The organism is Flavivirga aquimarina (assembly GCF_030540835.1).
In the GTDB taxonomy this organism is placed as follows: Bacteria; Bacteroidota; Bacteroidia; order Flavobacteriales; family Flavobacteriaceae; genus Flavivirga; species Flavivirga aquimarina.
In genome coordinates this window covers 1-14554 of the sequence record NZ_JAUOEK010000020.1, presented here as the reverse complement: position 1 = coordinate 14554, position 14554 = coordinate 1, and the positions used below count along the sequence as shown (strand labels likewise).

The window sequence follows — 14554 nt, the reverse complement described above, 5'->3', positions numbered from 1 at the left end:
AATTTTATATAAACATTAGTCAAATAAAAACGATAAAAATACCCCTTAATTATGAAGCTAAATCAGTATTTAACAACTTCTAACTTAAACAAGTTTAAGAGTAAATTTATTTTTGAAAAGATCAATACATCAATATGTTATAGTTTATTTTTAATGATACCTCTTATACTTTTTGCATGTAAAGAAAAACAAGAAAAAGTGGTGTTAGAAGATAGCAGACCCAATATTGTATTTGTTATTACAGACGACCAAGGTTATGGCGATTTAGGACATACAGGTAACACAATTATTAAAACACCTACCATAGATAAATTTGCTGGAGAAGCAGTAAGTTTAACAAATTATCATGTGGGAACTACCTGTGCACCAACCAGAGCAGGTTTGTTAACAGGAAGAAATTGTAATAGAAATGGTGTTTGGCATACCATTATGGGAGCTTCTATGTTAAACAGAGAAGAAACGACCATTGCTAATGTGTTACAAGATAATGGTTATAAAACAGGTATGTTTGGCAAATGGCATTTAGGAGATAATAGTCCATTTAGACCCCACCAAAGAGGTTTTGATGAAACATTTTACCATGGCGGTGGAGGTGTAGGACAAACTCCAGATTATTGGAATAATGATTATTTTGATGATACTTATTTTAGAAATGGCGTTCCAGAGAAAAAAGAAGGCTATTGCACAGATGTTTGGTTTAATGAAGCTTTGAGTTTTATAGAAGCTAAAAAAGATGAACCTTTCTTCTGTTACTTAAGTTTAAATGCGCCACATGGTCCTTACAACCTTCCAAAAGAATATTATGATCTATATAAAGACGAAACGCGTATTCAAGAAACTCAAAAACGTTTTTATGGTATGATTACTAATATTGATGACAATTTTTCAAAGTTGTTGAATAAATTGGAAACTTTAGGAATAGCCGAAAATACAATTGTCGTTTTTACAACTGATAATGGTACAGCAAGAGGTTATAAAGTCAATGATAAAACAAATGAAGTTTTTGGATACAATGCAGGTATGCGTGGGACAAAAGGGAGCCATTATGATGGAGGACATAGAGTACCATTCATTATTAGATGGCCAGATGGTGGATTAACAGGTGGTAAAAGTCTTGACGGTTTATTAGCTCATGTAGATATGTTACCAACTTTAACAAAATTTACCGGACAGACGCATAACATAACTAAAACGATGGATGGTACCGATGTTAGTGATTACCTTTTAGGTAAGGGTGAAGCTCCGAAAAGATTTTTAGTGACTGATACGCAAAGAGTACCATGGCCTATAAAAGGGAGAAACAGTTGTGTTATGGAAGATAACTGGCGTTTAAATAAAGGAAAAGAACTTTATAATGTAGCAGAAGACCCGGGACAAACAATTAATCTAGCTGATAAGCATCCAGAAAAAGTAGCAGAAATGAATGCATTTTATGAAAGCTGGTGGGAAGATGTTATTAAAGAAACCAAATTTTCTGTTATAGAGTTAGGAGTAGAGGACGTGGATGTGATTACTTGTCATGATGCAAGAACAATAGATTATTACCCACCATGGAATCAACAAATGATTCGTGTAGGAAAACCAATGGAACCTGCACCTTTTACCGTGAATTTTGTTAAAGCAGGAAAGTATAGATTTCATTTAAGACGTTGGCCTTCAGAAAGTGGTTTAGCACTTGGAGCTGAATTAAAAGATGGAAAACCAGAAACACTATATGAAGCCCCAATTGCAGATGGAAAATCTATGAAATTTGCTAAAGCCTATTTAAAAATAGCTGGTAGTAATGTAGAAACAGCTGTAGATAATAATGCCGAAGCTGCTATTTTAGAAATGGAAGTTGCTCAAGGAGAAACAGAACTTTTAGCTTATTTTGATATGGAAGACGGAACACCATGCAATGCTTTTTATGTTGATGTTGAAAAAGTAAATTAGAGATTCTAATAAAATTAATTAATCTATTATTGGAGTGCATTTTGCTTATATTCACATCATGCATTCCAATAATTAGTGTTAAATGCTTTATTTGGTTTGTAGGAGATAATAAATAATAAGATATATGAATAGTTGTTCTTTTAAGAGAGTTATAATCACTGTTTTAATCTTGTTTTGCAATATTATAATTATAAAATCTCAAGTAATAAAAGAGTCGACTAATCTTGATACGACTAAATCAGAAAAAATATCTGTATTAATTATTGATGGTTTTAGTAATCACCATTGGCAATTGAATACTAAATATTTACAAAAAATACTCGAATCTACAGGAAAGTTTAAAGTATCAGTCAGTACGTGTCCAAATCAAAACGGAAACAAAACGGAATGGGAAAATTGGCACCCTAATTTCAATGCATATTCTGCTGTCATACAGACTTGTAATAACATTTTTAAAGAAGATAGTTTGCAATGGCCCAATCGTGTAAAACAATCCTTTGAAAAATACGTGGATGAAGGAGGGGGTGTTTATATGTATCATGGTGCTACTAATGCTTTTAAAGGCTGGTCTGCATATAATAAAATGATCGCTTTAGGTTGGAGAAATAAAGACTTTGGAGAAGCAGTAATAATTAATGATAAAGAAGAACTAGAAATTATCTCAAAAGGAGAAGGCGAAAATACAGGGCATGGTGCGCGTATAGATGCATTAATAACCCGAATAGGGAGTCATCCCATTCATACAGGAATGCCAAAAACATGGAGAGGTGCCGATGTTGAGGTTTATCGTTATGGAAGAGGCACAGTCAAAAACCTAGAAGTTTTATCTTATGCCAAAGACGCAAAAACAGAGTTGAACTTCCCTATGGAATGGACTGTTAAATTTGGTAAAGGCAAAGTGTATTGTTCTACATATGGACATTTGTGGAAAAATCAAGACTGGCCTCCAAGTATGCGTTGTGCTGCATTTCAACAATCTATGGTAAGAGCTTTACAATGGTTAAGTGGACATGTGGTTGATAACTATGTGGATGCCGATTTTCCAACTAGTGAAAGCACATCTTTAAGGCTACCTATTTTAGATTAAAAGATTATCAGATTCACGGAATTTTAATGGTGAAAGACAATTTTGATTGGGATGGAGAGATATTAAAACCCGTTCAATAAAATAACGTGAATCTTGTTTAAGAGTTCAGAAGTCACTTCGAGTGAAATTCTGAAAGAATTTTGTATCGAGAAGCTTTTTTTAGTCGAAAATTTACTTGTCAGCCTGTCGGCAGACAGGTTTTCAATACGATTTTTTGCAAAAATCACTCAAACTGACACAAATTTTCTTATCCAAGTTTCACGTTAAAATAAAAAACTACGCTTTTAAATTACCTACAATAGTCAATTTTAGATTTCTCAAAACAAATGTACTAATCGTAAAAAGCTGTTTCATATTCTGCTTATAGTTTTAAGTTGATTACTTAATATCTATCAAAGCATACATTCCCTTAATTTAATGTTAAAACTTTTCGTACAGGCTTCATTTATTAAATTCAAACACGTTGATTGATTTAAGCAACAAGTTTATTTAACTATCTGTATGTTAGTAATTTACATATGCTTATTTCTGCCATAAAAACATAAAACAAATCGATTGAATAGAGAAAGACGTAATAGTATTGATTATATAAGTTTGAAGAGAAGTTAAATCAAATTCAATTCAAATTTAAAATATAATCTAATTAATTACCTCAATGAAAAAAACATTATTAATCATCATATTATCTATTTGCATTTTAAGTTGTAATTCCAATGAAAAGAAAACGGAAGATGTCATAAAAGTAAATACTCCAAAAATGGACGAAATGTGGGGTAATCAAAAAGATATAAAAACACTATCAGATTCTCCAAGGAATGATTTGTTTGATGATGGAAATTACGCCATGTTTATACATTGGGGAATTTATTCAAACATAGCTAATAAGTGGAAAGATTCTACATATTATGGTATTAGTGAATGGATAATGAGTCCTAGTCGGGCAAATATCCCGGTTAACGAATATATGGCAGAAGCAAAAAACTTTAACCCTGTAAATTTTAACGCAAAAGAAATAGCGCAGTTAGCCAAAGATGCAGGTATGAAATATATTGTTGTAACCAGTAAACACCATGATGGATTTGCTATGTATGATTCTAAAAGCAACGATTTCAATATTGTTAAAGCCTCACCATTTGCACGTGACCCTATGAAAGAGTTATCCAAGGCATGTAAAGAATTGGGGCTTGGTTTTGGTTTTTATTATTCGCATAATCAAGATTGGACGTTTCCTGGAGGTAATGGAGGTCCTACTATGAATGACAAAGGTGAAAAAGTAGGGTTTGATTATTATTTTAAGCATAAATGTTTACCACAAGTAAAGGAAATAACGACTGAGTATGGAGATATAGCTCTTGTATGGTTTGATACCCCAGGAGATATGGAGAAGAAATATGTAGAAGAATTGGTTGAGGTGGTAAGAAAGAACCAACCGAATGCCCTAATATCTGGACGAGCAGGGCATGGCTTAGGAGATTATTTATCTTTGGGCGACATGAATATACCTACTGAAAATGTGGGCGGGTTATGGGAAACGGTTGATGTAACTAATGATTCGTGGGGATATGCATGGTATGATGAGAATTGGAAGAGTCCAAAGTTAATTTTAAAAAATGTTATTTCTACAGTGGCTAGGGGAGGTACCTATATGCTAAATATTGGCCCCAAGCCAGATGGCAGTATACCTAGCGAATCAATAACGTTTCTTCGTGAATCTGGTGAGTGGATATCTAAATACCCACAAATTATTTATAAAGCAAAACCATCTCCTTGGAGTCATGCATTACCATGGGGTGATGTCACAGTATCTGATAATAAGCTTAATTTATGTATTTATCAATGGCCTTTAGATGGAGAAATAGCATTGCCTGGTCTTAACAATAACATAGTATCTGCTAATCTTTTTGTAAATGGCGAACAGCATCCAATTAAAACTTCAAAAGAAAATGATTGGATTACTTTTAAACTTCCAGCAAAAAGACCTGAAAAATTAATCTCAGTAATTGAAGTTGAATTAGATAGCGAACCTAAAATAGATAAAACGGTTGGTATTGATCCTGTATTTTCAACAGTTATACCTGTGGATATGGCTGAAGCAAAAAACTGTGAAATTTTAGAAAAAAAATGGATGGAAAAATTTGGGGAATGGAAACATATCCAACAAGCAGAAAATTGGGATTTAGATAGCAAAGTAACTTGGGAAGTAAATGTTAAGGAACCCGGTTATTATCAAGTTGATCTTAATTATGCTGGAGAAGGTAGAATGGTTTGGCGTGTTGAATCTAGTGAAGGTACTACAATTCAAAATGAACAAAACTCATCTCACATTTATAATTTTTTCCAAATCGGGCATTTAAGTTTTAATAAACCAGGGAAACATACCCTCTCTGTATCCTTTGTAAACGGAGCGAATAAAACTGCTAGTCTAAAAACGATTAAACTATCACCTGTAGGAAGTATGAATTAAATAAGAATAAAAATTGAAATCTATGATACAATTAATAACATAAAAACCTTAAACGCCCATTTTTAATGGATAATTAAGCAACAAACTAAACTAACTTTTTAAATATGAAAATAAGGATTATTAAATTTAGAAAAATGAAATTATATACATTTTTTTTACTTCTAACACTTTTTAGTGTAAAAACTACTCTTGCAAATAAAATAAACAATAAAAGCACATTTATTGATGTAAAAGTTGAAGTATCAACCAAAGCTTTGGAACAAACAGAGATTACTGGTATTGTTACCAATGAAGCAGGAATTCCACTGGCAGGTGTAAATGTAATTGTAAAAGGAACAAATCGTGGGGCATTAACAGATTTTGATGGGAACTACCGAATAAATGCATCCACGGGAGAGACTATTGTCTTTTCTTATTTGGGCATGAAAACTAAATCTATAGTAATTGGTAGTTCTAGTAAAGTTGATGCATTAATGGAAGAAGATACATCAGTATTAGATGAGGTTGTTGTAGTTGGGTATGGTACCCAGAAAAAAGGAAATTTAACAGGATCAGTTGCAAGTATAAGTTCAGAAAAACTAACAATTGCACCAATAACTAGCGCTTCTAATGCACTTGTAGGGCAGTTACCAGGTTTAACAGCTTTACAGTCAAGTGGACTACCAGGTAGTGATGAGGCAACATTAAGAATTCGTGGTTTTGGTGCCGCATTGGTTATTGTGGATGGAATTGAAGGAGATTTAAACAGTCTTGATCCAAATCAAATAGGTTCAATTTCAATTTTAAAAGATGGGGCAGCTTCTATTTATGGTGCACGTGCAGGAAATGGTGTCATATTAGTTACTACTAAGCGAGGAAAAAATCAAAAGCCGATAATAACACTTAATAGCTCATATACCTTGCAAGGAGTAACAAATATTTTACACCCTGCGAGTTCTGGTCAGATAGCAGAAATGGAAAGAGAGCAGCATATACAAAGCGGGGGAGACCCCGCAACTGCTCCATGGACACAAGAAGCTATTGATAAATTTTATGAAGGGGGAGATTCTGCTTATTTAAATACTGATTGGTATGCACATACGTTTCGTGATTGGGCGCCACAACAAAACCACAATTTATCGGTACGTGGTGGTAGCGAAAACATAAAATACTTTGGTTATTTTGGATATGTTAAGCAAGAAACGATGGTTAAGACCAATGGAGGTGACTTCCAACGTTATAATGCTCAGTCGAATGTAGATGCTAATATTACAGAAAATTTAAAAGTATCGATAGACCTTTCTTTAGCGGTTAAAGATAAAAACTTTCCAGTTAGAGGAATGGATAATGAAGGAGCATTTTGGCAGGATTATTATAGAACAAGACCTTGGTACCCTGCTACTTTACCTGACCCAACTAGGGTTCCATGGGGTGGGATAGATGTTGGAAGTATTGCAACTGTTTCAAATATTGATTTAATGGGGTATAATCGTAGTAATGATAAAAACCTTCGAGGAATTACAACATTAACTTATGATTTTAAATGGGTTGAAGGATTGCAAGCAAAAGCAAATGTTAACTATGTTACTTCAGATGTTTATACCAAAAGATACCAGAAACCGATTGTCTTTTGGACTTACAATCCAGCCAATGAAGAATATACAGAAGCTGCATCATTTAACCAAAGTAACCTTTCAGAAGCTGTATATAGAAGCAGTGTACTTACTCAACAATATTCTCTTAATTATAATAGAAAATTTGCAGATAAACATGAAATTACGGCTTTAGCTCTTTATGAGTCGGTCGATTATAAATCGAACTATTTAACTGCTTCTCGTACAGATTTGCTAACACCTTCAATAGACCAGTTATTTATAGGGAGTACAACAGGAATGGGTAATGATGGTTCAGCAAGTGAAATGGGACGTATGAGTTATGTCGGCAGATTGAATTATAGTTTTGATAACCGTTATCTTTTAGAAACTATTTTTAGAGCTGATGCTTCTGCAAAGTTTCCTACTGATAATAGATGGGGCTATTTCCCTAGTGTATCTTTAGGTTGGGTAATCAATAGGGAAAGATTTATGAAAAATGTAGGTGCTATTGATAATTTAAAGCTCAGAACCAGTTACGGCCAATCTGGAAATGATGCTGTGGGGAATTTTCAATACCTATCTGGTTACTCAACTTTAGGTTCGGTACTATTTGATGAAGGTCAATTACCAGGATTATACGTAACGGGTCTAGCTAATCCTTTTTTGACTTGGGAAAAAATGACTATTTACAATACGGGTATTGATTATTCATTTAATAAGCAAAAAATATATGGATCAATTGAATCATTTTATCGTGAAAGAACAGGTATTCCAGCTACCCGAATTACTTCGTTGCCTTCAACTTTTGGTTCTTCATTGCCTCCAGAAAATCTTAATAGTCTAAATGATCGTGGTTTTGATATATCTATTGGAACTAAAGGCGGTTCTGGCGATTTCTCATACGATATAAGTGGTAATATATCTTGGTCGCGTTCAAGATGGAATTATTATGAAGAACCAGAATATGATGATCCAGACCAAGAAAGACTTTTTAAGCAATCGGGAGAATGGACAGATCGTGTAATGGGATATGTGTCTGATGGATTATTTACTTCAATTGACGAAATAAATGCTCTCGATTTTACCTATGAAGCATTAGGAGGAAATAGCACACTTATGCCTGGAGATGTTAAATATAAAGATTTGAACAACGATGGTGTACTTAATTGGAAAGACCAAACAGAGATAGGAAAAGGGGCATTTCCACACTGGAGCTATGGTCTTAATACACTATTTCAGTATAAGAATTTTACACTAACAACATTATTTCAAGGTGCTTTTGGATATAGTACTAATGTTAACGTTACTCAGTATCAAAATGAAGTGATGTATAATTTACGTTGGACAGAAGAAAACAATGATCCTAATGCATTGGTTGCTAGGCTTGGAGGTGCGAGTTCTAATGGCTTTACTTCAGATTATAGATTGAAAGACACATCTTATATTCGTTTAAAAACAGCATCATTATCATATCAATTTCCTCAATCAACACTAGATAAGTTGGGTATTGTTAATTTAAGAATATATGCAGCAGGAACCAACCTTTTTACTATTAGCTCATTAAGTGATTATGGCGTAGATCCAGAAGTTCTATCCGGTTCTCTGAAAGTTTATCCGCAACAGCGTACAATAAGTTTGGGGATGAATTTGTCATTGTAAAAAATATATAAAATAATAATAAAAATATAAGGAAATGAAAAAAAGCACACACATAATATTGTTACTTTTCTTAGTGATTACATCGTGTCAAGATGTTTTAGAAAAGGAACCACTAGATCTTATAACAGATGCTACGGTTTGGAATGACCCTACATTAATTGAAGCATTTCTTACAAACCAATATAGTTTAACATCGGTTATGGTTAACGAATCCAGTTCATATATAGCAGAATGGGGTGTTGGATCTCCTATATCTGATGATTGGGATTTAGTAAATTCAGAACAAAGTTATGGCCCTTTAGTGATTAATAACTTTGCCGATGAAGGTAAAGGAGGATGGGATATTACTGGAAATGGCGTAGGAAATAAAGCAGGTAGAATGGATGTTAATTCAAATCCGTTGCCTTGGTGGGAAAATGCATATTATATCATTAGAAATTTAAATATGCTTATTGAAAGACTTCCAGAGTCGCCAATTGATAGTGAATTAGCCGACACAAAAATAGCAGAAGCTCGTTTTCTAAGAGCTTTTAATTATTTTCAAATGGTAAAAAGATATGGAGGTGTACCACTTATTACTAATGTACAAAACCTTGATGATTCAGAAGAAGAGCTATACCCAGCTAGAAATAAGGAACAGGAAATTTATGATTTTATCATTTCAGAATGTACAGACATTGCTGATGCATTAGGGGAAGCTAAAAATTTTGGTAGACCTTGTAAATGGACAGTACAGCATTTAAAATCAAGAGCAGCTTTGTATGCAGGTAGTATTGCAAAATATGGTACTGTACAATTAAATGGTCTTGTTGGTATTTCTGCTAGTCCAGACACCTATTTTCAAACATCTTATGATGCCGCAAAAGATATTATACAAAATGGCGGCTATGCTTTATTAGATGAAGGAACAGATAAGGCAATGAATTTTAGAAATATTTTTGTTACAAAAAATCATAGTGAAGTAATTTTTGCAAAACACCATAATTATGTTGATGCTTTAGGAGGAGGAGGTGCTACTTGGGGGTATGATTTTGTGCAACGTCCTAAACCACATGCTTGGAATATAGGAATGGGTAACACTCCGTACCTTGAAATGGCCGAAGCATTTGAATATAAAGACGGAACTAGTGGTACGTTAGATAGAGCTTTCCTTGAGAGTAAATTATGGAGCATGGATGAATTGTGGGGAAATAAAGATCCTCGTTTTTTTGCAACTCTATGGACAATGGAAACGCCGTGGCGAGGTGGTATTGTAGATTTTCATAGTGGGTTAATTCAGCCAGACGGTACAATTCTTAATAATCAAAATGAAGCTTATAACGGTGTTTCTGCATGGGGAGATCAATGGTTTTGGATTGGGTTTGGTACTGGATTTGGAGTCATGAAATATCTAGATGAAGATGTAGATATTGGTGCAACCTGGTCAAATTCAGGAACAGATTATCAAGTGTTCCGTTTTGGGGAAACTTTATTGAATTATGCAGAAGCAGCTATGGAAATTGGCAATGCAGGTGATGCTTTAACAGCCGTAAATCAAATAAGAACCAGAGCAGGTATTGCTACCTTAGGATCTGTGACTTTGGATCAAGTTCGTCATGAACGTAGAGTAGAATTAGCTTTTGAAGGCCATCGCTATTGGGATTTACGCCGTTGGAGAATAGCTACTACAGAATTAACAAGATCATTTTCTGGACTTAAATATGTTTTAGATTATACAACTCGTAAGTATAAGGTATCGGTAATAAATAATTATGATGGCACTGCTAATGCGCCTAATTTTTACGATAGAATGTATTATTTCCCTATATCATTATCTCGAACTGGTGCGAATTCAAATTTAATCGAAAATCCAGGTTATAACTAATATAAATTGAAAACAGAGTGTATCTATTTTTTGATACACTCTGTTTCTATTTACAAATAATATCGATGTTATAAAAACCAAATATTTATAAAACCTAAATTATGAAAAAAACAAAAAACCTACATGCATATTTAATACTATGCTTAATCTTGTTTACTAGCTGCGGAGGTAATTCTGATGATTCTGTAGAAGAAGCTATAGACCCAAATGAACCAGTAACATGGACAGGAACAGTAACTTCAGATGGTTCCGATTTATGGCTCGTTTTAAACGGGAATGGAGAACCATATTATGATTTTAGAATTGGAACTGGCGGAGTTGTGTCAGAAATTAGAGATCTTACAGAGTCGTCTAAAAGTTTACTATCTCCATCTTATAATGGAGAACAAACAGATCGTGTAATACAATGGACTCTATGGAGCATAAATGGTGATATAAAAAACACTGAAGATTTAGAAGCATTAACTAAGCAACGTTATAACGTAACTCAAGGAGGTACAGGTATCAACCAATACTCGGAGACGATTTCGGTAACTATAAATGCAGAGAAAAATCAGATAGATGTATATAGCAATCCAAAACTACAATGGCAGGTAGAGAACCAAAATGCTATGACAGGAACACATGCTGCATTAACAAGATATACCATTCAAACAAATGGATCTATAAAAATATATAGAGCGGTATCAGTTGCTGAGCCTAAATTAAATGATGTAGTACAACAATGGTCCGATTTTTACTTTGAAGGATGGACACCTATGTTAGGTAATTCTAGTGTATTTGATGGTCTCGCGTTATCATTAAATAGCTCTGGTGTTCCAGATTTATGGTATCAATGGATTTCAGGAATACCTGCTTACCAATTTCTAGAAGCATCTACAACCGAGGGTTATGCGATTGCATACAATACTTCAAAATATAGAACTAAAGATGCCATAGGTGTTGTTTACGGAAAAGGTGATGTAGAAACATCTGGTACAGCAAAACATGTGCTTAACTTATTACCTTGGGATACAGGTATAGGGATTTTGCCAGCCATAAAATCAGAGTCTGTTATACCAGCTCATTCTCTTATTGAACAAACACTTTATATTGTGCCTCGTCAAGGTTTAACCGAAGAAATGAAAACTGAATTAGATGAAATGGTTAACGAAATACCGGCACCTAAAATTTATACTCCTAGTGAAATTCCTTCAGGATCTGAGTTAGAAACCATTTATGCAACGCTAATGGCAAATAGATTGCTATCAGGAACAGCAACAGATAATCTCAGTGAATTAGTGCCATAGAGTAATATGGCACACTTCTAAAAATATTATTAACAAAACACAAAATACTTAAATTATGAAAACAAAATTATCTTTACTAACTATTTATTTATTGACCGCTTTTTGTGGTGTGATTGCACAAACAGTAACTTATGATTTTGAAGATGGTTCACTCGCAGATTGGTTTGTATATTCTGGTACAACTACTGCTGTGGCAAACCCATCTTCATCAGGTATTAATACAAGTTCACAGTCGGTAGAACTTGTAAGTTCTGCCGACTGGCCAGGTTTTCGTTTAGACGATGATGCTGGTGTTATTAAATCTGATATTAAAACCATAAGTCTTATGGTTTATTCTCCTGTAGATAGGTTTATAACTGTAACTTTTGCTGAATCTATAGGTGGTACTCCAAATTTTGCAGTTACATTGGGTGTTGGAGCGGCAAATGTTAATACTTGGATAAAATTAGACTATGACATATCAGCAATACCTGTTTACGATTATAAAGAAATGCATATTATTATGCAAAATGGAACGGTGTACTACGATAACATTGTATTGATTTCAGACGGTTCACTTGGAACTGACGATTTAGCACAAGAAACTTTTAAGGTATATCCTAATCCAGCAACAGAAAAAATTAATGTTGACCTTAGCACATTAAGTAGTAATGCAGCAATAAACATTTACGATTTAACAGGTAAGCTAGTTTATAAAGAAGAAGATTTATCTAATACTTTGCATTCAATTGAACATAACTTAAAATCGGGCATGTACATTGTATCGGTTAAAAATGATAATAAGCTAGTTACTAGTAAATTAATAATAAAATAAACTTGTTGTACACCAGTTAAAAATAGTTTTTAACACCTCTAAAGTTTATTTTTTATCTCCAGCTTTACAAGACTTTAGTATATATAGCTAAATCATCATAATTTGACATAGGCGGAATTTTATATTAGACCTGCCAGGTTTTAAAAACCTAGCAGGTCTTTCGAAAGAAGTAAATCTAATTAATGACGATTTATTTTGATTTAGCTATAATACCAATTATCACTAAAAACAACCCATATAATTCAAATTATTTATAGCTCATTTTAAATAATAATTGGTATAACTGAATCTTGAAAAAAGTACAAATAACCATAAAATTAAAAACGTATAAAATGAATAATAAAATAATTTTCCATTTACTATTCTGTAGCATTTGTTTTTTTCATATTGGATGTAGCTCTGAAAACGAAATAACAGAAAATCCAGAAATTAACACGAGTGAAGAGGAAATAACAACGCAAATAACAGCAAAAAATAGTGCTCTAACAGCTAATACTTGGACTGGTTCAATAAATTTATATCAAAATGATATTTGGTTTGTTCTATTCGATAATGGAGTTGCTACATACGATTTTCGAATTGGTACAACTGGGGTTATTTCAGAAATGAGAGATAGAACAGAATCTTTTAAAGCTTTGCTTTCTCCAAGTTTCAATAATGAACAAACAGATCGAGTTGTTCAATGGACTATTTGGAGTTTAGACTTAATAAGAAATTTGAACTACACTGGCCCTAGTTTTGAACAGCGATTTAATGTTACGCAAGGTGGGACTTTTACAAACCAATTACACCAAACTTTAGACGTAGAAATAAATACAGCTAATAATCAGCTTGATGTTTATGGAAAAGCTGATTTACAATGGAAATTAGATAATCAATCTGTTATGACTGGAAATCATACAGCTCTAACCCATTATTCTTATGATAGTCGTGGTTTTTTAAAGGTGTATCGTGTCGTATCTGTAGGACAACCCAAACTTAATGGTGTCGTAAATCAGTGGAATGATTTGTACTTTGAAGGTTGGACACCAATGAAAGGAGATGATGATGTCTTTACAGGTCTAGCTTTAGGAATGGATAGTCAAGGTACTCCTAGTTGGTGGTATTTACGAAATCAAAACATACCAACATATCCTTTTTTAAGTGTATCCAATACCAACGGCTACGCAGTAGTTTTTAATAATCAGAATAGAACAGGTAAAGATGCAGTAGGAATTGTGTACGGTACAAATAATGTGATCTCTAGTAATACTAATGCATCATACGTTTTAAACACATTAGAGTGGGATACTGGCATAGGTGTTTTTCCTGCAATTTTAGCAAATGGTAACCTACCTGCATATTCATTAGTAGAACAAACAATGTATATCGTTCCAAGAAGTGGCTTAAGTGCAGATATGAGTAGCTTATTAACTACGTTATCTAGCGAAATCCCTGCACCTAGAATTTATAAACCTTCTGAAATTCCTTCAGGATCTGAATTAGAAACCATTTATTCAACGCTTCAAGCCAACGAATCTATATCAGGTACAAGAACAGATCATATACGACCTCTAATCTCTAATAATTAGAAGCTTATTTAAGCAGCTAATAAATTTATCATTAATAAAGCGCATAAGTTATCTTATGCGCTTTATTATTTAAGTATGTCTTATAAACTCCTATTCATTTGGCAAATGAAAAGTCGAGATTTTTATTAAGTACAAATAGCCAAGATGAGTTCATTATTAGAATTTAATCGAAAAGAATTCCTCGAGGCTCTGCCTCGGGGTTTCCGTTGAAATTGTCATTCCCGTGAAAACGGGAATCTAAATACAGAATTTCGGTTTTTGACCTTTTTAGGTCAAAATGAAACCAGCGAAATACCTCTA

The 14554-nt window shown here is 33.5% G+C and carries 8 protein-coding genes; all 8 read left to right on the top strand.

All coding sequences use genetic code 11. From position 1 onward, the window contains the following. Positions 1 to 51 precede the first annotated feature (51 nt). On the top strand, positions 52 to 1932 hold the full coding sequence (locus Q4Q35_RS00820) for an arylsulfatase (protein WP_303276017.1): 1881 nt from the start codon (positions 52 to 54) through the stop codon (positions 1930 to 1932). A gap of 124 nt (positions 1933 to 2056) precedes the next feature. Continuing rightward, positions 2057 to 3019: a ThuA domain-containing protein gene (locus tag Q4Q35_RS00815; protein ID WP_303276016.1), complete on the top strand. Its 963-nt coding sequence runs from the start codon at positions 2057 to 2059 to the stop codon at positions 3017 to 3019. Between the two features lie 655 nt (positions 3020 to 3674). Further along, a complete protein-coding gene (locus tag Q4Q35_RS00810; protein ID WP_303276015.1) occupies positions 3675 to 5483 on the top strand; it encodes an alpha-L-fucosidase in 1809 nt (602 codons plus the stop codon). A gap of 134 nt (positions 5484 to 5617) precedes the next feature. Beyond that, positions 5618 to 8716: a SusC/RagA family TonB-linked outer membrane protein gene (locus Q4Q35_RS00805; protein ID WP_303276014.1), complete on the top strand. Its 3099-nt coding sequence runs from the start codon at positions 5618 to 5620 to the stop codon at positions 8714 to 8716. Positions 8717 to 8750: 34 nt separating this feature from the next. Then, positions 8751 to 10580 (top strand): RagB/SusD family nutrient uptake outer membrane protein, encoded by a 1830-nt coding sequence (locus Q4Q35_RS00800; RefSeq protein ID WP_303276013.1) that lies wholly within the window; start codon positions 8751 to 8753, stop codon positions 10578 to 10580. A gap of 101 nt (positions 10581 to 10681) precedes the next feature. Further along, entirely contained in the window at positions 10682 to 11869 is a 1188-nt protein-coding gene (locus tag Q4Q35_RS00795; protein WP_303276012.1) for a hypothetical protein, read from the top strand. A 55-nt stretch (positions 11870 to 11924) separates the two neighbouring features. Continuing rightward, entirely contained in the window at positions 11925 to 12683 is a 759-nt protein-coding gene (locus Q4Q35_RS00790; protein ID WP_303276011.1) for a T9SS type A sorting domain-containing protein, read from the top strand. Positions 12684 to 13015: 332 nt separating this feature from the next. Then, entirely contained in the window at positions 13016 to 14254 is a 1239-nt protein-coding gene (locus Q4Q35_RS00785; RefSeq protein WP_303276010.1) for a hypothetical protein, read from the top strand. The last annotated feature ends 300 nt before the right edge of the window (positions 14255 to 14554 follow it).